This window comes from Streptomyces sp. NPDC101132 (assembly GCF_044759225.1).
In the GTDB taxonomy this organism is placed as follows: Bacteria; Actinomycetota; Actinomycetes; order Streptomycetales; family Streptomycetaceae; genus Streptomyces.
In genome coordinates, this window is record NZ_JBIVYX010000009.1 from 50,404 (window position 1) to 70,147 (window position 19,744).

Below are 19,744 nucleotides of genomic sequence, written 5' to 3' on the forward strand. Positions count from 1 at the left end.
CCTGCCGGCCCCTGGGGACCGGCGCGGCGCTCTACTCCCCGTAGACCCCCGAGCAGATGCGTCCCTCGGGGCTGTCCTTCTTCCACTGCCCGTACTTGCGCCCCAGCGCGCACACGTCGGCCGGCCGGACCGGCACCTGCGCCGGCAGCGCGTCCGGCTTCCCCTTGCCGCCCTTGCGCGGGCCGCCCGTGCCGGGGTGCTCCCGGCCGGGGGGTTCCGCCACGGGCACCGGCAGCGGGGGCTCCACGTCCGCCCCGGGTTCCGCCGCGGGCACCGGCCGCGGTGCCGCCTCGTCCTGCCCGGCCCCGGCGGCCGCCCGGTCGCCGGCGGCGCGCTCCGTCCGGTCCCGCACGGCGGCTCCGTCCCCGGAGCCGGCACGGCGCCGCTCGGCGGGTACGGCCTCCAGCGCCTCCAGCGCGGGCGCCTGGACCACCACCGGGGCCGCCCCGGCACCGCCGCGCGGCGCATGCCGCGGATCGGCGTCCGGGGGCCCGGCGGTGGCGGCGGGCTGCACGGCGACGGGGTTCACGTTCACACAGCCGGAGACGGCCGAAACCGCACAGGCCACTCCGAGCAGCAGTTTTGTCGTGGTTCGGGTTGGGTGCACCCGCGCAACTCTGCTGTGCTCCGGCCCCCTTACGGAAACCAGGAGCGGAAATTCACCCCGCACGGGTGATCGGTCACCACAGGGTGACGCCGCCCGCCGTCACTCCCCGGTGACGCCGTCGATCAGTTCCCGCAGCAGGTCCGCGTGCCCGTTGTGGCGCGCGTACTCCTCGATCATGTGGGTGTACACCCAGCGCAGGTCGAAGCCCTCGCCCGAGCGCGGGTGGCGGCCCTCGGAGACCGAGTCGAGCGGGCGCGCGGCGCCGATCTCCCGGGCCCGGGCGATCGCCTCCTGCCGGGCGGCCTCCGCCTCGGCGTACCCGTCCGCCTCCGTCACGTGGAAGTCGCCGTCCGGGTCCTCCCGCGAGCAGTAGAGGTCCGGGACCTCCTGGCCGAGGGTGATCTCCTGGAACCAGAAGCGCTCCACCTCGGCCATGTGGCGGGTCAGGCCGAGCAGGGTCAGCTCGGAGGACGGGACGGCGCGCACCCTCAGCTGCTCGTCGGTCAGGCCCTGGCACTTCACGGCGAGGGTGGCCCGGTGGTACTCCAGCCAGCCCTCCAGGCTGGTGCGCTCGTCGGCGGTGGTGGCGGGTTCGGTACGTTCGATGATCGTCATGGCCGCCATCCTGGATCAACGGTCCCGCTCCGCACCAGGGATTAAGCTGCCCACGTCCCCCCCACGTGCACAGGAGGTCCCAGGGTGAAGGTCGGCGTCATCGGACTCGGCGACATCGCGCAGAAGGCGTACCTGCCGGTCCTCGGCACCCGTCCGGAACTGGACCTGCACCTGCAGACGCGCACCCCGGCCACCCTCGACCGGGTCGGCGACCAGCTCAGGATCCCCGCCGCGCAGCGGCACACCGGCCTCGACTCGCTGCTGGCGAGCGGCCTGGACGCGGCGTTCGTGCACGCCCCGACCGCCGTCCACCCCGAGATCGTCACGCGGCTGCTGGAGGCCGGCGTACCGACGTACGTCGACAAGCCGCTCGCCTACGCCTACGAGGACTCGGTCCGGCTGGTGGAACTGGCCGAGGAGCGCGGCGTGACCCTCATGGTGGGCTTCAACCGCCGCCACGCGCCCGGCTACGCCCAGTGCGCCGAGCACCCCCGCGAACTGATCATCATGCAGAAGAACCGGGTCGGTCTCCCCGAGGAGCCGCGCAGCCTGGTGCTCGACGACTTCATCCACGTCGTCGACACCCTGCGCTTCCTGCTGCCCGGCGAGGCCGACCACGTCGGGGTCCGCGCCCGGATCCGCGACGGCCTGATGGAACACGTGGTGCTCCAGCTCTCCGGCGACGGCTTCACGGCGCTGGGCGTCATGAACCGGCTCTCCGGCTCCACCGAGGAGGTCTTGGAGGTGTCCGGCCAGGACACCAAGCGCCAGGTCGTGAACCTGGCCGAGGTCATCGACCACAAGGGCCAGCCCACCGTGCGCCGGCGCGGCGACTGGGTGCCGGTGGCCCGCCAGCGCGGCATCGAGCAGATCGTCGACACCTTCCTGGCCGCGGTCGAGCTCGGTACGGTCCTCAGCGCCCGGGACGCCCTCCTCACCCACGAGCTGTGCGAGCGGGTGGTGCGGGAAGCGCTGGAGCAGGCCTCCTGAGGGCGCGCGCCCCCTCGGCGGCGCACACCCCCGCCAGCACCAGCAGGGCGCCCCACACGGGCCAGTCGCCCAACCGCACGTACAGGGTGGTGCCGCGGGCCAGCGGCACCCCGTACACCGCGGCCGTCCGGTCCCCGGTGCCGAGCGGGGCGCCCAGCCGCTCGCCCGAGGGACCGTGGACCACGCTCACGCCGGTGAGCGTCGCGTGCACGAAGGGCCGGCCGGTCTCGGCGGCCCGCAGCGCCGCCAGCGAGGCGTGCTGGGCCGGCGCCCAGCTGTCCTGGAAGCTCGACGTGGCCGACTGGGCCACCAGCAGGCCGGCGCCCTCGCGGACCAGCCGGCGCGACATGTCGGGGAAGGCCGACTCGAAGCACACCAGCGGCCCCACCCGGACCCCCGCCGCCGGCCCCCGCAGCTCCATCAGCACCTGCCCGGTGCCGCGCCTGCGGTCCTCGCCCGCCGCCTTGCCGAACGACGTCACCCAGCCGAGCACCGCCCGGGCCGGCACGTACTCCCCGAACGGGACCAGCCGCATCTTGTCGTACCGGTCCCCGGTCGGCCCCGAGGGGCCCACCAGCACCGAACTCTTGTAGATGCCCGCCCGGTCCGCCGCCCGCGCGTCCACGTTCACCAGCAGCGGCGCGCCGACCCGCGCCGAGAGCGCCGCCAGCCGCCGGGCCAGGTCCGGCCGCGCCGCCAGATCCGCGCCCACGCTCGACTCGCCCCACACCACCAGGTCCGGCCGCTGACCCACCAGCGCGAGGGTCAGCCGCTCACCCTCGGCGAACCGCCGCTCCACGGCGTCGGCGCCGCCCACCACCCCCGGCTGCACCAGGGCCACGCGTATCCCCTCGTACGGCTCCGGCCGCGGCGCCCAGCTCCACACCGAGCCGGTCAGCACCGCACAGGCGGTCGCCCCGCCCACCGCGACGGCCCGCGCCGGACGGCCCCCGCACAGCAACAGCACCCAGCCGCAGTTGACGGCCACCACCAGCAGGCTCACCAGCCACACCCCGCCCACCGAGGCCAGCCGCAGCGCCGCCGGCACCTGCCACTGGCTCGCCCCCAGCAGCCCCCAGGGCCCGCCCAGCCCCTCCCAGGACCGGACCAGCTCCGACAGCAGCCAGGCCGAGGGCAGCACCAGCAGGGAACAGGCGGCGCGCACCGGCGGCGGCCGGCCGGCCAGCATCCGCCGCACCAGCACGCCCCACGGCACCCACAGCGCCCCCAGCAGCCCGGCCAGCGGCAGCAGGAACACGTGGAGGCTGGGCAGCAGCCAGTGGTGCACGGCCACGATGAAGCCCGCCCCGCCCAGCCACCCGTCCAGCGCGGCCCGCCGGGCGGTCGGCGCCGAGCGGGCCAGCAGCATCCAGGGCACCAGGGCCACGGAGGCGAACCACCACAGCCCCGGCGCCGGGAACGCGAGGGCGGGCAGCGCGCCGGCCGCGAACGCGGCAGCCGCGCGCCACCACGGGGAGGCGGCGAACCGCCGCCAGGGCCACCACCGCATCAGGCGCCTCCGCTCCCAGTGTGGGCCCCGGTCAGGAGACCGGCGCCCCGGCGGGGGCGAGGTGCCGCCACTTCTCGTGCACCGTGACCTTCCGCAGCCGCCAGCCCTCGTACGTCCTGGCCAGCTCGAAGGTGTACCGGCCCCCCGCGACGAAATTGGGGGCGGTGGAGAGGTCCGGGCCGCCGGCGCCGTCCGTGCCGTCGGTGAGCCGCATCGGGTTGACGAAGTCCGCGCGCACCTCGGCACGGTCCCCCGGCGAACCCCCCAGGTCCTCCAGCTCCACCCGCCGGTTCACGATCAGGTGCTGGCGGACCGGGAAGATCCGCATCGTCTCGGCCAGCCAGTCCGCCACCTCTCCGGCGGGTCCCTCGATCCCGCCCGCGGAGGTGTAGTCGGCCCGACCGTCCCGGGTGAACAGGGCCCGGTAGGCCACCCAGTCGCCGTCGTCCACGGCCACCGCGTACCCGGTCACCACGGCGTCCACCGCCATCCGGTCCATCACCGTCGCGAGGTCCACACGCTGCGTCATCGGGTCAGTGTGGGACAGCGGGCCCCCGAGGCCAAGAGCCGTGCGGCCACCGGTCTCCGGCACTGGCCGGAACCGGCGTCACGGCTCCCGCTGCCGCACCACCACCAGGAAGGCGTCCGAGGCCAGGTCCATCACCACCTCGGCCGCCACTCCCTCCCGCATCCGCTCCGCCGCGTACTCCTCGGCGGGCCAGCTCCCGTGCGGACTCCCCGCCGGGAAACGCTCCAGCACCACTCGGCCGCCCATCGGGCACCCCCGGTTCCTCGTCCGGCGGCCGCCCCGACGCGAACCGCCTCCCTGGGCACAACGACGCGGGGCCCGTCCGGGAACGTTCCCGGACGGGCCCCGCGAAGCGGCGGGCCGGCCGTCAGCCGGCCGACTCGCCCGCGTGGGGGCTGAGCACGTCCGTGCCGACCAGCACGAAGATGGCGATGCCGAGCGCGATCCGGTAGATCACGAAGGGCATGAACGACTTGGTGGTGATGAACTTCATGAACCACGCGATCACCGCGTAGCCGACCACGAAGGCGATGACCGTCGCGAAGATCGTCGGGCCCCAGGAGACGTGCCCCTCGCCCACGCTCTTCAGCTCGTACGCGCCCGACGCGAGCACGGCCGGAATCGCCAGCAGGAAGGAGTAACGCGCCGCGGCCTCACGCGTGTACCCCATCAGGAGGCCGCCGCTGATGGTCGCGCCGGACCGGGAGACGCCCGGGATCAGCGCCATCGCCTGGCAGAAGCCGAAGATGAGGCCGTCGCGCACGCCCAGCTCCTTGAGCGTCTTGCGCTCCCGGATCGCACGGTGCCTGCCGCCCACTTCGTCGCGGGCCGCGAGCCGGTCCGCGATTCCCAGCACGATGCCCATCACGATCAGCGTGGTCGCGATCAGCCGCAGGTCGCGGAAGGGTCCCTCGATGTGGTCCTTCAGCGTCACGCCCAGCACGCCGATCGGGATCGAACCCACGATCACCAGCCAGCCCATCTGCGCGTCGTGGTCCGAGCGCATCGACCGGTCCGTCAGGGAGCGGAACCAGGCCCCCACGATCCGCATGATGTCCTTGCGGAAGTAGATCAGGACGGCGGCCTCGGTACCGATCTGGGTGATGGCGGTGAAGGCCGCGCCCGGGTCCTCCCAGCCGGCGAAGGCCGCCGTCAGCCGCAGGTGGCCGCTGGAGGAGATGGGCAGGAACTCCGTGAGCCCTTGGACGAGACCGAGGATTAGGGATTCGAACCAGCTCATGTCGGGGTGCGCTCGTCCTTGTGATCGTCGGGCAGTTCGCGTCCGATGCTAGGGCCCGTACGGGGGACGTCCGACCACAGGGGTACCCCGAAGGGTCAAGCGGCCGTCAGCCGGTGACGTTTGCGCCAGGCCACCGCGGCCGCCCCGAGGCCGGAGACGGTGATGAACCCCGTCGCGCCCAGGAACACCGGGGAGGTGGGGGAGGAGGCGCTGCTGCCCGCGATCACGTACGCGGCGGTGTTGGGCACCGTGCCGAGCGCGGTCGCGAGGAGGAACGGCAGCCAGCCGCACCGGCTCACCGCCGCGCAGTAGTTGGCCGCCGCGAAGGGCACCCCCGGGAAGATGCGCACGGCCAGCACCGACCGGAAGCCGTGCCGGCTCAGCTGCCCGTCCGCCGCCTTCAGCCAGCGTCCCCGCACCAGCGGCCGCAGCGCCTCCTGGCCCAGCGCACGGCCGAGGCCGAACGCGATGCCGGCGCCGAGCACGGTGCCGGCGACCGCCGCGGCGAGCCCGAACCCGGCCCCGAACAGAGCGCCCGCCGCCAGGTTCAGCAGCGGCCGGGGCACGAACGCGGCCGTGCACACGCCGTAGCCCACGGCGAACAGCAGCACCGCGCCGGCGCCGGTGACCTGGGACGGGGGCCAGCCCTCGGAGAGCAGGCGCTGGGGTTCCCAGCGGAGTACGCAGAGGCCCGCGGTGACCAGCAGGACGACGAGGAGGGCCAGCCGGGCGCGGGGCGCGAGCAGCGCGCGGGCGCAGCGGGCGGGCAGGCCCGGGCGGGCGGCCGGAGCGGCGGCGGGGGCGGACATCCGGGGAGAGTAACCGACGTACCCGTCGGACCGCCGTAATCTGTGCCTCATGCGGCCGAAGGACACGGGACGGACGGACGGCGGGGCGGCGGACCGAAGGGCGGCGGAGCGGACTCCGGCCGGCCCGGGCACGAAGGCCGCCGCCGCAGCGGGCCGGTGCACGGAGGCCGCCGCCGCAGCGGGCCGGGGTGCGGCGGGCGAGAACATGACGGACCGGGGTGCCGCGGGCGAGGGCACGACCGGTCGGGGTGCCGCGGGCGGGGGCGCCGTGGACGACGGCACCGCCGGTGCGGTCACGCCCCCGCCGAGCGTGCTGGCCGACGCCGTGCTGGAGCGGCTGACGGCCGCGTACGGGCCCGCCGCCGACCCCGTACGGGCGGCGGCCGCAGCCGCGTACATGAAGGGCGTGGCCCCCTTCCTCGGCATCCCCACCCCGCGCCGCCGCGAGCTGTCGCGCGCCGTCCTGGCCGGGCTGCCCCGCCCCGCCGAGGCCGACTGCAAGGCGATCGCCCTGCGCTGCTGGGCGCTGCCCGAGCGGGAGTACCACTACTTCGCCGTCGACTACCTGCGCCGCCACGTCGGCCGCTGCTCCTCGGACCTGCTGCCGGTGGTGCGGCGGCTCCTCGTCACCGTCCCCTGGTGGGACACCGTCGACCTGCTGGCCGCCCACACCGTCGGGCCGCTGGTCGCCGCCGACCCCGCCCTCGCGGCCGTGATGGACGACTGGAGCGGGGACGCGGACCTGTGGCTGGTGCGCACCGCCCTGCTGCACCAGCTCCGCTTCAAGGAGGCCACGGACACCGGCCGGCTCTTCGGCTACTGCCTGCGCCAGGCCGGCCACCCCGACTTCTTCGTCCGCAAGGCCATCGGCTGGAGCCTGCGCGAGTACGCCAAGACGGACCCGGACGCGGTACGGGAGTTCGTCGCCGGGGCGCGCGACCGGCTGGCGCCGCTCTCGGTGCGCGAGGCCCTGAAGAACCTCTGAGCGCGTCCGGCCGGGAGTGCCCGCGGGAGCCGAACCGAGGGGCACCGAAGCGGCGGGCACCGAACCGAGGGGCACCGAACCGATGGGCGCCGCCCCGGCGAACGCCGGGCCGGCGGGGCGCCGCCCCGGACCGGAGTGCCGCGAACGCGCGGGCAGCGGACGGCTCCTGACGGAAAAGCATTCGACCCGGCGGGCGCCGCACGGCAGGATCGGGGACATGTTCCGGCACGCCTTCCCCGATGCGACGTCCGCCCACGCGGACGCGCCGAAGGCTGCCCTCCTCGCCGACCGGGCCCCGGCGGCCGCGACGTCGGTCCCGGCGACGGCCGCGGCGGCCGTCGCCGCCCCCGCAGCCCGGCACTTCGACGGCGCCCGACGCTGACCCTTCCCGGACATTCCGGCGGACCCCGCAGGGGGAGGGTCGGTCCGGCCCCGGGGTCCCCGCTCCTCCGCGGTACCGCCCGACGGTCCGCGCGCCCCCGGCGCGCGCCCGGGCGCCGGCCGCGGTCCCACGTCCCAGTTCCGGGAAGGAACCATGCCCAAGACGGCGTACGTCCGCAGCAAGCCCCACCTCAACATCGGCACGATGGGTCACGTCGACCACGGCAAGACCACCCTGACCGCCGCCATCACCAAGGTCCTCGCCGAGCGCGGGGGCGCCGCCTTCGTGCCGTTCGAGCGCATCGACCGGGCCCCTGAGGAGGCCCGTCGCGGCATCACCATCAACCTCACGCACGTCGAGTACGAGACCGACACCCGCCACTACGCCCACGTCGACATGCCCGGGCACGCCGACTACGTCAAGAACATGGTGACCGGGGCCGCGCAGCTCGACGGCGCGATCCTCGTCGTGTCCGCCGCCGACGGGGTCATGCCGCAGACCGCCGAGCACGTGCTCCTCGCCCGCCAGGTCGGGGTGAACCACATCGTGGTCGCCCTGAACAAGGCCGACGCGGGCGACCCCGAGCTGACCGACCTGGTCGAGCTGGAGGTCCGCGAGCTGCTCACCGCGCACGGCTACGGCGGCGACTCGCTGCCGGTGGTACGGGTCTCCGGGCTCCGCGCGCTGGAGGGCGACCCGCAGTGGACGGCGGCCGTCGAGGCGCTGCTGGACGCGGTGGACACGTACGTGCCGATGCCGGTGCGGTACACGGACGCCCCGTTCCTGCTGCCGGTCGAGAACGTGCTGACCATCACCGGGCGCGGCACCGTCGTCACCGGCGCCGTGGAGCGCGGCACGGTGCGGGTCGGCGACCGGGTGTCCCTGCTCGGCGCGGGCGCCGACGAGGCGGCCGAGACCGTGGTCACCGGCCTGGAGACCTTCGGCAAGCCGATGGAGTCCGCGGAGGCGGGCGACAACGTGGCCCTGCTGCTGCGCGGCGTCCCGCGGAACGGGGTGCGGCGCGGCGACGTGGTCGCGGCCCCGGGCAGCGTGACGCCGAGCCGGCGGTTCACCGCGCAGGTGTACGTCCTCTCCGCGCGGGAGGGCGGCCGCCGGACGGCGCTGTCCAGCGGCTACCGGCCGCAGTTCTACATCCGCACCGCGGACGTGGTGGGGAACGTGGACCTGGGCGCGGCGGGGACGGCCCGCCCCGGCGAGACGGTCACGATGACCGTGGAGCTCGGGCGTGACGTGCCGCTGGAGGCGGGGCTCGGCTTCGCGATCCGCGAGGGCGGGCGGACGGTCGGCGCGGGGACGGTGACGTCCCTGGGCTGATCCTTCCCGGCCCCGGTGTGGGGGCGGCGGTCCGGCGTGCGCCAGACTGCCGTCCACCCGCGGACGCGGGGAACCGCGGGATCCGCGGCGACACGATGGGGTGTGGGGGCCATGGGCGGCGACACGGCACTGGTGCTCGGCGGGGGCGGCCTGACCGGGATCGGCTGGGAGGCCGGGATCCTGTACGGGCTGGCCGAGGCGGGCGTGAACCTCTTCGACGCGGACCTGGTGGTCGGTACGTCCGCCGGGTCGGTCGTCGGCGCGCAGCTGGCCTCCGGACTGCTGACCCCGCGGGAGCTGTACGAGCGCCAGACCGGCGACGCCTCGGGTGAGCGGGCCGCCCGGCTGGGCCCGGGGCTGCTGGCCCGGTACGCGGGCGCCATGCTGCGGGCCAAGGACGCGCAGGCCTACGGGGCGCGGCTGGGTGCGATGGCGCTGGCCGCCGAGACCGAGCCGGAGGAGGTGCGCCGCGAGGTGCTGGCCGGGCGGCTGGTCTCGCGGGAGTGGCCGGACGGGCCGGGGCTGCCGGAGCTGCTGGTGACGGCGGTGGACGCGGTCACGGGGGAGTTCCGGGCCTTCGGGCGGGACAGCGGGGCCACGCTGCTGGAGGCGGTGGGCGCGAGCTGTGCGGTGCCGGGGGTGTGGCCGCCGGTGACCATCGGGGGGCGGCGCTGGATCGACGGGGGGATGCGGTCGGGCACCAACGCCGACCTGGCCACCGGGTACCGGCGCGTGGTGATCCTCGCGCCGATGCCCGGCGGTGCGGGGGTGCTGGCCTCGGCGCGGTCGCTGGCGGACGGGCTGCGGGCCGGGGGCTCGTCGGTGCTGCTGGTCTCGCCGTCGCGGGAGGCCAGGAGGGCCTTCGGGCGGAACGTACTGGACCCGGCCCGTCGGCGGCCGGCCGCCGAAGCGGGGCTGGCGCAGGCCGTGACGCTGGCCGCCGAGGCCGCGGCGCTCTGGGGGTAGGCCTTACGGGGCGTCCGCCCGCGCCCGCGCCCGCTCCGGCGGTGCCGGGTGCCGGGTGCCGGCTCGCGACCGTGCCGGTGCCGCGTCGGTGCGGGCCCCGCGGGTGCGGGCGGCCGCCCTGCGGGGCGCTCCCCTCCCCACCCTTCTCCCGCTCACCGGAGCTGCGCCCCGGTCCCCCGCGGGGCTGCGCCCGGGCCCCCACGGGGCTGCGCCCCCGGGCCCTCGTGGTACCGCGGGCCGCACCCGCACGGGGCGGCATCCCGGACCTCGCAGGGCTGCGCCCGCGGCCCCCGCACGGGGCTGCGCCGCGAACCGGTGGGAGTGCGTCCCCCGAGCTCCGGGCCACCGCTCGGCCTCGGGGCGGGGTGGCTGGGGTCGGGGTTCCCGGGGGTCGTGGGGGTGGGGAGAATGGTGGGGTGGACGGTGATGCGGTGCCCGTGATGCGGGGTGTGGACAGTGGGTGGGCGAAGCTGATGCCCGATGTCGACCGGGAGCGGGGGTGGCTGCTCACCCTGGACGGGGCGCCGCAGTCGTACGTCGATCTGGACGACCCCGGCCACCTGGAGTTCGAGTACGCCCGCCGGCTGGGCCACGTACTCGACGTCGCCGCCCCCGAGGGCGACCCGCTGGACGTCGTCCACCTCGGCGGCGGTGCCCTGACCCTGCCCCGCTACGTGGCCCACACCCGGCCCGGTTCGCGGCAGCTGGTCGTCGAGTTCGACCGGGGACTGGTCGAACTGGTCCGGGAGCACCTGCCCTTCGACGGCGCCGAGGTCCTCGTACGGGACGCCCGAGCCTGGATCGAGGACGCCCCCGGCGCCGCCGCGGACGTGATCGTCGCCGACGTGTTCGGCGGTTCGCGGGTGCCCGCCCAGCTGACCTCCCTGGAGTACGCCCGCCAGGCGGCCCGCGTACTGCGCCCCGGCGGCGTCTACGCCGCCAACCTCGCGGACGGCGCGCCCTTCGGCTTCCTCCGCTCCCAGCTGGCCAACTTCACCGCCGTCTTCCCGCACGTGGCGCTGGTCGCCGAGCCCGCGGTGCTGCGCGGCCGCCGCTTCGGCAACGCCGTGCTGCTGGCCGGCCACCGGGAGCCGGACCTCGCCGCGCTGGCCCGCCGCTGCGCCGCCGACGCCTTCCCCGCCCGCGTCGAGGACGGCGAGGCGCTCAGCCGGCTGACCGCCGGCGCCCCGCCCGTGCGGGACGCGGACGCCGTGCCGTCACCCCAGCCGCCCGACGGGGCTTTCCGCATCGGCTGACCCGGCGGCGCCCCCGGCCTTCACCCCGGCCGGCCGCCGCGTCATCCGGCGCACGTCCGGCACCAGCAGCACCGCCGCCGTCACCGCCACCACGAGCCCGGCGCAGCCCCACAGCGCGGCCGTCCGGCCCACCAGGGACTCCACCGGCCCGGCCAGCGCGGTGGCCAGCGGCAGCATCGACACGGAGCCGAACCAGTCGTAGGCGGAGACCCGGGAGAACTTCTCCTCCGGTATCTCCTGGTGCATCGTCGCCATCCAGGAGACGCCGAACACCTCGATCGCCGTGCCGCTGACGAACATCACCGCGCACAGCGCCCAGGCCGGCACCGGTACGGCCAGCGCCGCCGAGGGCAGCGCCAGCGGGAACACGCACAGCGTGCCCACCAGCAGCAGCCGGCGCGGCTTCCACCGCATCATCAGCACCGCACCCGCGATGGTGCCCACCCCGAAGGCGCCCAGGGCGAGCCCCCACGGGCCCGCGCCGCCGAGCTCGTCCCGGGCGACGAGCGGCCCGTACACGGACTCGGCCGCGCCGACCACGGCCACCACGACGGAGAACTGGAGCACGATGCTCCACAGCCAGGGCCGGGTGATGAACTCCTGCCAGCCCTCCCGCAGGTCGGACAGCAGGCCGCCGCCCGGCTCCCGCTCCGGCACGTGGCTGACGTCGAGGAAGGCCCGCATCGCGCCCGCGACCGCGAAGGCCGCCGCGTCGACCGCGAGCACCCAGCCGGGGCCGAGGGCGGCGATCATCGCGCCGCCGAGCGCGGCGCCGCCGATGCCCGCGCCGTTCATCGACATCCGGAAGAGCGCGAAGGCGCGGTTGGCCTGCTCGCCGGAGACGGTGGACAGCAGCATGCCCTCGGCGGCGGGGTTGAAGAACGCCTGCCCCGTGCCGCCTAGGGCGGACAGCAGCATCATCTGCCACAGCCGCGCCTCGCCCGTCAGGACGAGGACGGCGAACACCGCCTGCGAGAGGCAGTTGAGGGCGTTGGCCGCGACCATCACCCGGTGCCGCGGGATCCGGTCCGCCAGCGCCCCGCCCACCAGCAGGAAGAGCACGAGCGGGAGCGTGCGGGCGGCGGCGACCAGGCCGACGTCCCCGCCGGAGCCCCCGGACTGGAGCACGGCGAAGGCCGCCGCGATCAGGGCGCCGTGGCTCCCCAGGTTCGTGACCACCGCGGCGGCCGTCAGCAGGGTGTAGTTGCGGCCCGCCCACGAGGGGCGGGCCGGACGCCGGAACGTCATCCGTTCGTGAGCCGCACGGTGCTCATGATCTTCTTGACCGTGGCGTGCGGGATCTCGTCCTTCACGTTGTTGGGCGCGTAGAGCACCCAGCTGGAGAAGTCACCCTTGGCGTTCTTGAAGCTGAAGGCGATGGACTTGCCGTCCGTGGAGCACTTGTGCTCCTTCTTCACGCCGTTGGCGGTGGCCGTGGCGTAGTGGCCCTTCAGGCCCGACTTGGTGGTGTACGGCTTGGCCTTGGTCACCTTGACGGTGCCCTTGGGCTCGGTCTGCGCGTACGCCGCCCACACCCAGTTGCCGGCCTCGTTGCGCGCGGCCTCGGCGGTGTCCTTCGCGCCCTGGCCGCCCTTGGTGCCGGAGCCGGCCAGGCTGTAGTCCTCCTCGTCGCCGTCCTTGTCGGAGTCGACGATGCACCACTGCTCCTTGAGGGAGGCGGGCGCGGACATGCTGATGATCGGCTGGCCGGTGTCCTTCTTCTCGTCGGCGAACCCGATGTAGGTGTCCGGCGTCTCGACCTTCCACTCCGGCGGAACGTCGAAGGCGGTGCCGTACTTCGGGTTCACGACCACCTTCCACCCGGGGATGGTCGGCTTGAGGTCGCCGCCGCCCCTGGGGTTGGCGCTCGCGGAGGCCGGGGCGGACGCGGAGGGCTTGGCGGACGGCTTGCCGTCGGCCTCGTCCTTCTTGCCGTCGTCCCGCGTCAGGACGTAGGCGCCCATGACGGCGGCGGCCACGACCACCACGGAGGTCGCGATGATCGCGATCATCGTGGTCTTCCTGCGGCCGTCCGAGGGCTCCTGGCCGTACGGGTCGTACGGCTGCTGGTACGCCCACTGCTCGGCGGTCGGCGGCTGCTGCGCGTACGGGCCCGGCTGGCCGAAGCCGCCCTGCTGGGGGTAGCCGTACCCCTCCTGCGGCGGGGCCGGGGGCTGCTGCGGGTAGCCGTACCCCTCCTGGGGTGCGGCCGGAGGCTGCTGCGGGTAGCCGTACCCGCCCTGCTGCGGTGCCGTGGGCGGCTGCTGGGGGTAGCCGTAACCACCCTCACCGGCGGGCTGCTGGTAGGGGTTCGGCGGTTGTCCCGGCTGCCCCGGCTGCGCGGGCTGCTGGTACGGGTTCTGATTCGCGTCCTGCGGGTTCTGCTCGCCCCCGGGCGGCTGCTGTCCTGGCCACATGGCCGTAACCATAGAGGTGGCGGGTGACACGGGCTACGGCCGCCCCCGCCCCAAGGTCTGGCCAACGCTGCCTACTCGCGGGTAACATCCTGGCCCATGAGCGCTGATCAGATGAACGTAGGCGAACTGCTGGCGGCCACCGTGCCGATGGTCCGGACGCTGAACCTGGAGTTCCTGGAGACCACCCCGGAGCGCGCCGTGCTGCGCCTGCCGGACCAGCCCGACTACCACAACCACATCGCGGGCCCGCACGCCGGCGCGATGTTCACGCTGGCCGAGTCGGCCAGCGGAGCCATCGTCATCGCCGCCTTCGGTGACCAGCTCTCCCGCGCCGTGCCGCTCGCCGTGAGTGCCGAGATCGGCTACAAGAAGGTCGCCAAGGGCGCCGTGACCGCCACCGCGACCCTGGGCCGCCCGGCCGCCGAGGTCGTCGCCGAGCTCGACGCGGGCGGCCGCCCCGAGTTCCCGGTGACCATCAGCATCCAGCGCGAGGACGAGGCCGTCACGGGCGAGATGACCGTGATCTGGACGCTGCGCCCCAACGCGTAACCGCACACCGCGCGACGACGGCGGGTCCCCACGGGGCCCGCCGTCCACGTGTCCCGGGGTCAGCCCCGCGGGTGTTCCAGGTACGCGACCGTGCCGGTGCGGCGGGCCTCGGCGACCGCGCCCAGGCGCACGAAGGCCTCGGGCGTCATCAGGCTCCGCCACTCCTCCAGCGTGTGCACCCGGAACTCCGAGTGCTCCGACGGGTCCAGGACGATCGCGTCGAGCTGTCCGTCCGTCAGGGAGCCGCCGTCGAAGACGAAGCCGATCTTGTTCGCCGGCCAGTCGCCGTCCGGGCCGCCGAACGTCACGCCGCGCAGCACCGGCGCCCCCTCGAAGACGATCCCCGTCTCCTCCAGGCACTCCCGCACCGCGCACTCCCAGGGCGTCTCGCCCGGGTCCATGTTCCCGCCCGGCCACTGCCACTGGCCCTCGTTGTACACGGCGCGCAGCTGCACGGGCCGGTCCCGGGTGTCGGTGAAGAACAGACAGGCGTAAGAGGAGGCGCGGGCGATCGTCTCGATGTACTGCTCGGGCGGCAGCCAGGTGGAGGTCATGCCACCCGTCTACCAGCCGGCGCACGCCGACACGCCGGGGAGCCCGCGCCGTCCGCCCTTCCGCGCGGGGGCGGGGAGGGGCCCGGCGTACGGGCAGTCGGGTTAATCCCGGGCGCCGCGCCGGGGTGCCGGGCCCGGCCGTACGGGGCGCGCGGCGCAGAGTGGCACGCGCGGGCGGTTCCGGCGCGGGGCCGCCCGCACCCAGCCGGTGCCGCCACCCCCAGGAGTGACCGCCCATGAGCGAGCACGTGTCCCGCCGTACCGCGATGCGCCTGCTCGGCGCCGCCGCCGTGGCCGCCGGCGGCGCCGGGTGCACGGTGACTCCGGGGGCGGGCGCCCGTACCGGCGCGCAGCCCGCCACCGCCGCCCGCCTCGCCGCCGAGGCCCCCGCCCGGCCCGCCAGGCCCGCCAGGCCCGGCAGCGCGGCCCGCGTCCAGGCCCTCCTCGAACGCCTCACCCTCGACGAGAAGGTGGGGCTCCTGCACGGCGACCGCGACCCCGCCTCCCTGGGCCAGGCCGGGTACGTCCCCGGTGTGCCCCGGCTCGGCATCCCGCCGCTCCGCCTCGCCGACGGCCCGGCCGGCGTGCGCGTGGCCGCGCCCGCCACCGCCCTGCCCGCACCCGTGCTGCTCGCCTCGGCCTTCGACCCCGCGCTGGCCCGCGAGTACGGCCGGGTCATCGGCCGCGAGGGGCGCGCCCTGGGGCAGGACGTGCTCCTCTCGCCCATGGTGAACCTGATCCGCACCCCGTACGCCGGACGGAACTTCGAGACCTTCGCCGAGGACCCCAAGCTCACCGCCGACCTGGTCGGGGAGGTGATCCGCGGCATCCAGGACGAGGGCCTGATCGCCACGGTCAAGCACTACGCCCTCAACAACCAGGAGCAGGGCCGCACGTCCGTCGACGTGGTCGCGGGCGAGCAGGTGATGCACGAGACCGAACTGCGCGGCTTCGAGGCCGCCGTCGGCGCCGGCTGCGGCTCCGTGATGGGCGCCTACAACAAGGTCAACGGCGTCCACGCCTGCGAGAGCAAGCCGCTCCTCGACGAACTGCTGCGCGGCCGCTGGGGGTTCGACGGCTGGGTGATGTCCGACTGGGACGCCACCCACAGCACGGCCGCGGCCCTCACCGCCGGGCTCGACATGGAGATGCCCGGCGGCCGCCACTTCGGCGCCGCGCTCAAGCAGGCCGTCACCGCCGGCACGGTGCCGGTCGGCCACGTCGACCGCGCGGTGAGCCGGCTGCTCGCCACCCTGGACCGGTTCGGGCTGCTCGACGGCGCCCCGCCGGCCCGGCCCGTACGCGACCCGGCCGCCGGTGCCCGCACCGCCCGCCGGGTGGCCGTCGCCGGAGCCGTACTGCTGCGCAACGAACGCGGCACCCTGCCGCTCACCGGTCCCGCCACCCGCTCCCTGGCCGTCATCGGGCCCACCGGACAGCACCCCTTCGTCAGCGGCGGCGGCAGCGCCCACGTGGTGCCCGACCGTGCCGAGAGCCCGCTCGACGCCCTGCGCCGGCGCGCGGGCAAGGGCGCGCAGGTGCGCCACGCCCTGGGCGAGGACCTGTACGGCCGCCCGCTCCCCGGCAACGCGCTCACGCCGGCCGCCGACCTCGACGACCGGGCGGTGGCGGCCGGGCGCACCTGGACCCACCAGGGCAGGTTCACGCTGCCCGCCGACGACGAATGGACCCTGTACGTCCACTACACCGGCCGCCGGCCCAGCGTGAAGCTCGACGGCGAGGAGCTGTTCCCCGTCCAGCAGGGCGTGGCCGAGTTCTTCGCCGGCGGCCTGCTCGGCACCGCGCCCGACGGCCGCACCGTACGCCGCCGCACCCTCCGCCTGGCCAAGGGCACCCACACGCTCGCCGTCTCCGCCGAGGGCGGACCGGCCGGCCAGCGCTTCCGGCTCCGCCACAGCACCCGGGCCACCCGCGAGGCGGACCTCGCCGAGGCCGTGCGCACCGCCGGTGCCGCGCACAGCTGCGTGCTCTTCGCCTACGAGGACGCCACCGAGGGCCGCGACCGCACCTCCCTCGCGCTGCCCGGCGCCCAGCAGCGCCTGATCGAGGCCGTCACCGCGGCCAACCCCCGCACCACCGTGGTGCTCAACACGTCCTCCAGCACCACGATGCCCTGGCTGGACCGCACGGGCGCCGTGCTCCAGATGTACTACCCGGGCCAGGAGGGCGCCGCGGCCACGGCCGCCGTGCTGTTCGGGGACGAGGACCCGGGCGGCCGGCTCACCCAGACCTTCCCCGCGGCCGAGCACCTCCACCCGGTCGCCGGGGACCCGCTGCGCTACCCCGGCGTCGCGGGCCGCCAGGAGTACACCGAGGGCATCCACGTGGGGCACCGGTGGTACGACGCGCAGCGGGTGGCCCCGCTCTTCGCGTTCGGGCACGGGCTCTCGTACACCTCCTTCGGCTACGAGAAGCTCGCCGTCCGGCAGCGCGGGGAGGGCCTCGCGGTCGAGTTCACCGTCCGCAACACCGGCACCCGCCGCGGCACCGAGGTGGCCCAGGTCTACCTCGGCCCCTCGCCCGACCTCCGCCTCGACCAGCCGGTCCGGGCGCTCGCCGGGTACGCCCGCCTCACCCTCGACCCCGGCAGGTCCCGCCGCGTCTCGGTCGCCGTCGACGCCCGCACCCTGTCCTCCTGGGACCCGGCCGCGCACGCCTGGGTCCTGGGCACCGGACGGCGCGAGGTGTGGGCCGGGCGGTCCTCGCGCGACCTGCCGCTGCGCGGTGCGGCCGTGGTCCGGCGGGCGGCCGCCACCGGGTGAGGAGCGGGTAGGCTCGCGGACTGTGCCGCCGGGGGCGCGCACGCGGGCGAGGGACCCAGGGAAGCGAGGACGTACGGGTGCACATCCAGGAATGGCTCGAGACCGTACCGGCGGTCAGCATCTACCTGCTGGTCGGCCTGGTGATCGGGCTGGAGTCGCTCGGCATCCCGCTGCCCGGCGAGATCATCCTGGTCAGCTCGGCCCTGCTCGCCTCGCAGCACGGCGAGGTCGACCCGCTGGTCCTGGGCATCTGCGCCACCGCGGGCGCGATCATCGGCGACTCGATCGGCTACGCCATCGGCCGCAAGGGCGGCCGGCCGCTGCTGGCCCGGCTCGGCAAGCGGTTCCCCAAGCACTTCGGCGAGCAGAACATCGCCATGGCCGAGCGGTCCTTCGAGAAGTGGGGCATGTGGGCCGTGTTCTTCGGCCGCTTCGTCGCCCTGCTGCGGATCTTCGCCGGTCCGCTCGCCGGCGTGCTGCAGATGCCGTACTGGAAGTTCCTCGTCGCCAACGTCTTCGGCGGGATCCTCTGGGCCGGCGGCACCACGGCCGTCATCTACTACGTCGGGGTCGTGGCCGAGGCCTGGCTCAAGCGCTTCTCGTGGCTCGGGCTGGTGGCCGCGGTGCTCATCGGCGTCACCTCGATGCTCGTGCTGAAGAACCGCGCGAAGAAGGCGGCGGCGCGCGTCGAGGCCGAGGCGACGGCCGCGCCCGCGCAGGTCGCCCCCGCCACGGACTGACCCGCCGGACACCGCCCGGCGCCCATCGCCTACCGTGCACGTGGGCGCGAGACGAGAACCAGCGGTACGGCAAGGAGAAGGCGATGGCGGAGCAGCAGGCACTCGTGCACGGCGTGGGCGGCAAGGAGCCGCAGGTGCACCCGGAGGCGTTCACCGCGCCCACGTCCGTCGTGATCGGCGAGGTCACCCTGGGCGCCGGCGCCAGCGTCTGGTACCACGGTGTGCTGCGCGCCGACTGCGGGCCGATCGTGATCGGCGCCGACAGCAACATCCAGGACAACTGCACCGTCCACGTGGACCCCGGCTTCCCGGTGACCGTCGGCGAGCGCGTCTCCGTCGGCCACAACGCGATCCTGCACGGCTGCACCGTGGAGGACGACGTGCTGATCGGCATGGGCTCCACGGTCCTGAACGGCGCGGTCATCGGCGCCGGTTCGCTGGTCGCCGCGCAGGCGCTCGTGCCGCAGGGCATGGTCGTGCCGCCCGGCTCGCTCGTCGCCGGGGTGCCCGCCAAGGTCAGGCGGGAGCTGACGGACGAGGAGCGCGAGGGCATCAGGCTGAACGCCCGGATGTACCAGGACCTGGTCAAGGCCCACCGCGAGGCGCTGGCCGGCTGACCGGCCCGCCCCGCCGGTGGGGTGAAGATCACAGGCCGTCGGCCCGGCCGCCCGGGCCGGCGGCCATTACCGTGTCCGGGTGCCGAAGAACAGAAACACGTTCTCATCCTGGCGGCGGCGGGCCGCGTCCCGCGCCGCCCACGCGGCCTGGGCCTGGATGCAGCGGGCCGGGGCCGTCACCGCGGAGCACCCCGGGCGGCTGCGCTTCGGCGCCATCGGGCCGAACACCCGCCTCGCCTTCCCGCAGGGCACCGTCTTCGGCGAACGCTGGATCCACCTCGGGGACCACTGCATCATCGCCGAGCAGGTGACCCTGACCGCCGGCATGATGCCCGGCCTCGACCTGGGCACCGACCCCGTCCTGGAGCTCGCCGACGGCGTCGTGCTGGGCCGGGGCAGCCACGTGATCGCCGACGCGAGGATCACCGTCGGCAGGGACACCTTCTGCGGACCCGGCGTGTACATCACGTCCACCAACCACAGCTACGACGACCCGGACGAGCCGGTCGGCAGGCAGTGGCCGCGCAGCGAGCCGGTCGAGATCGGCCCCGGCTGCTGGCTCGGCACCGGCGCGGTGATCCTGCCCGGCGCACGGCTGGGCCGGAACGTGGTGGTGGCCGCGGGTGCCGTCGTACGCGGTGAGGTGCCCGACCACGCCGTGGTGGCCGGGGCGCCGGCCAAGGTCGTACGCCGCTGGCTGCCCGGCACCGGCTGGCAGCCCCCGCTGCGCACCCCCGCCCCGGTGCCGATCCCGGACGGGGTGACGCCGGAGCAGCTGCGGGCCCTCGCGGAGGCGGAACGGGCCGGACTGCTGGGCGCGCTGGAGGGCTGACGGGCGCCGGGTCACCGCCCGGTGCCGG

General features: G+C 75.3%; 21 protein-coding genes. 11 read left to right on the top strand and 10 right to left on the bottom strand.

Going from position 1 to position 19,744, the window contains the following annotated elements; genetic code table 11:
- Positions 1-31: 31 nt before the first annotated feature.
- A complete protein-coding gene (locus ACIQUR_RS21465; RefSeq protein WP_403666398.1) occupies positions 32-607 on the bottom strand; it encodes a hypothetical protein in 576 nt (191 codons plus the stop codon).
- A gap of 99 nt (positions 608-706) precedes the next feature.
- Positions 707-1,231 (bottom strand): DinB family protein, encoded by a 525-nt coding sequence (locus ACIQUR_RS21470; RefSeq protein WP_403666400.1) that lies wholly within the window; start codon positions 1,229-1,231, stop codon positions 707-709.
- Positions 1,232-1,306: 75 nt separating this feature from the next.
- Here ACIQUR_RS21470 and ACIQUR_RS21475 point away from each other — a divergent pair, with 75 nt between their 5' ends.
- Positions 1,307-2,212 carry a Gfo/Idh/MocA family protein gene (locus ACIQUR_RS21475; RefSeq protein WP_403666403.1) on the top strand — a complete coding sequence of 302 codons (906 nt, stop codon included), beginning with the start codon at positions 1,307-1,309 and terminating at the stop codon, positions 2,210-2,212.
- Here the strand turns inward: ACIQUR_RS21475 and lnt are convergent.
- The 5 genes from lnt to ACIQUR_RS21500 all read right to left on the bottom strand — a co-directional run bounded on the left by lnt (position 2,157) and on the right by ACIQUR_RS21500 (position 6,300).
- Positions 2,157-3,722: an apolipoprotein N-acyltransferase gene (gene lnt, locus ACIQUR_RS21480; protein WP_403666406.1), complete on the bottom strand. Its 1,566-nt coding sequence runs from the start codon at positions 3,720-3,722 to the stop codon at positions 2,157-2,159. The two genes, ACIQUR_RS21475 and lnt, sit on opposite strands and share 56 nt — an antisense overlap.
- 31 nt (positions 3,723-3,753) lie before the next feature.
- Positions 3,754-4,251 carry a nuclear transport factor 2 family protein gene (locus ACIQUR_RS21485; RefSeq protein WP_403666410.1) on the bottom strand — a complete coding sequence of 166 codons (498 nt, stop codon included), beginning with the start codon at positions 4,249-4,251 and terminating at the stop codon, positions 3,754-3,756.
- A gap of 78 nt (positions 4,252-4,329) precedes the next feature.
- Positions 4,330-4,497 (bottom strand): hypothetical protein, encoded by a 168-nt coding sequence (locus ACIQUR_RS21490; protein WP_399957075.1) that lies wholly within the window; start codon positions 4,495-4,497, stop codon positions 4,330-4,332.
- Between the two features lie 121 nt (positions 4,498-4,618).
- The gene (locus ACIQUR_RS21495) at positions 4,619-5,491 is read right to left on the bottom strand and encodes an undecaprenyl-diphosphate phosphatase (protein WP_403666413.1); all 873 of its coding nucleotides are present in this window, start codon (positions 5,489-5,491) and stop codon (positions 4,619-4,621) included.
- A 95-nt stretch (positions 5,492-5,586) separates the two neighbouring features.
- Positions 5,587-6,300, bottom strand: a complete 714-nt coding sequence (locus ACIQUR_RS21500; RefSeq protein ID WP_403666416.1) for a TVP38/TMEM64 family protein — start codon at positions 6,298-6,300, stop codon at positions 5,587-5,589.
- Between the two features lie 205 nt (positions 6,301-6,505).
- Between ACIQUR_RS21500 and ACIQUR_RS21505 the strand changes: the two genes are divergently transcribed.
- The 5 genes from ACIQUR_RS21505 (at position 6,506) to ACIQUR_RS21525 (ending at position 11,224) form a co-directional block, all read left to right on the top strand.
- Positions 6,506-7,285, top strand: coding sequence for a DNA alkylation repair protein (locus ACIQUR_RS21505; RefSeq protein ID WP_403667203.1), 780 nt, complete (start codon positions 6,506-6,508; stop codon positions 7,283-7,285).
- 217 nt (positions 7,286-7,502) lie between these two features.
- Positions 7,503-7,667 (top strand): hypothetical protein, encoded by a 165-nt coding sequence (locus ACIQUR_RS21510; RefSeq protein WP_403666419.1) that lies wholly within the window; start codon positions 7,503-7,505, stop codon positions 7,665-7,667.
- Positions 7,668-7,820: 153 nt separating this feature from the next.
- Positions 7,821-9,002, top strand: a complete 1,182-nt coding sequence (tuf, locus tag ACIQUR_RS21515; RefSeq protein ID WP_403666421.1) for an elongation factor Tu — start codon at positions 7,821-7,823, stop codon at positions 9,000-9,002.
- Positions 9,003-9,113: 111 nt separating this feature from the next.
- Positions 9,114-9,968, top strand: a complete 855-nt coding sequence (locus ACIQUR_RS21520; RefSeq protein WP_403666424.1) for a patatin-like phospholipase family protein — start codon at positions 9,114-9,116, stop codon at positions 9,966-9,968.
- Between the two features lie 473 nt (positions 9,969-10,441).
- On the top strand, positions 10,442-11,224 hold the full coding sequence (locus ACIQUR_RS21525) for a spermidine synthase (protein WP_403666427.1): 783 nt from the start codon (positions 10,442-10,444) through the stop codon (positions 11,222-11,224).
- Here ACIQUR_RS21525 and ACIQUR_RS21530 read toward each other — a convergent pair.
- On the bottom strand, positions 11,186-12,472 hold the full coding sequence (locus ACIQUR_RS21530) for an MFS transporter (protein ID WP_403666430.1): 1,287 nt from the start codon (positions 12,470-12,472) through the stop codon (positions 11,186-11,188). The two genes, ACIQUR_RS21525 and ACIQUR_RS21530, sit on opposite strands and share 39 nt — an antisense overlap.
- Positions 12,469-13,641 (bottom strand): hypothetical protein, encoded by a 1,173-nt coding sequence (locus ACIQUR_RS21535; protein WP_403666433.1) that lies wholly within the window; start codon positions 13,639-13,641, stop codon positions 12,469-12,471. Before ACIQUR_RS21535 ends, ACIQUR_RS21530 begins: the two co-directional genes overlap by 4 nt.
- A 96-nt stretch (positions 13,642-13,737) precedes the next feature.
- On the opposite strand from ACIQUR_RS21535, the gene ACIQUR_RS21540 reads away from it, so the two are divergent.
- Complete coding sequence (locus ACIQUR_RS21540) at positions 13,738-14,190, top strand: DUF4442 domain-containing protein (protein WP_399957048.1); 453 nt, start codon at positions 13,738-13,740, stop codon at positions 14,188-14,190.
- 59 nt (positions 14,191-14,249) lie between these two features.
- Here ACIQUR_RS21540 and ACIQUR_RS21545 read toward each other — a convergent pair whose 3' ends face one another.
- Positions 14,250-14,744, bottom strand: a complete 495-nt coding sequence (locus ACIQUR_RS21545; RefSeq protein WP_403666436.1) for an NUDIX domain-containing protein — start codon at positions 14,742-14,744, stop codon at positions 14,250-14,252.
- Between the two features lie 236 nt (positions 14,745-14,980).
- Between ACIQUR_RS21545 and ACIQUR_RS21550 the strand changes: the two genes are divergently transcribed.
- From ACIQUR_RS21550 to ACIQUR_RS21565, 4 genes are all read left to right on the top strand, one after another.
- Entirely contained in the window at positions 14,981-17,527 is a 2,547-nt protein-coding gene (locus tag ACIQUR_RS21550; protein WP_403666438.1) for a beta-glucosidase, read from the top strand.
- A gap of 77 nt (positions 17,528-17,604) precedes the next feature.
- Positions 17,605-18,267, top strand: coding sequence for a DedA family protein (locus tag ACIQUR_RS21555; protein ID WP_403666441.1), 663 nt, complete (start codon positions 17,605-17,607; stop codon positions 18,265-18,267).
- A gap of 83 nt (positions 18,268-18,350) precedes the next feature.
- On the top strand, positions 18,351-18,884 hold the full coding sequence (locus ACIQUR_RS21560) for a gamma carbonic anhydrase family protein (RefSeq protein WP_403666443.1): 534 nt from the start codon (positions 18,351-18,353) through the stop codon (positions 18,882-18,884).
- 79 nt (positions 18,885-18,963) lie between these two features.
- On the top strand, positions 18,964-19,716 hold the full coding sequence (locus ACIQUR_RS21565) for an acyltransferase (protein ID WP_403666446.1): 753 nt from the start codon (positions 18,964-18,966) through the stop codon (positions 19,714-19,716).
- The last annotated feature ends 28 nt before the right edge of the window (positions 19,717-19,744 follow it).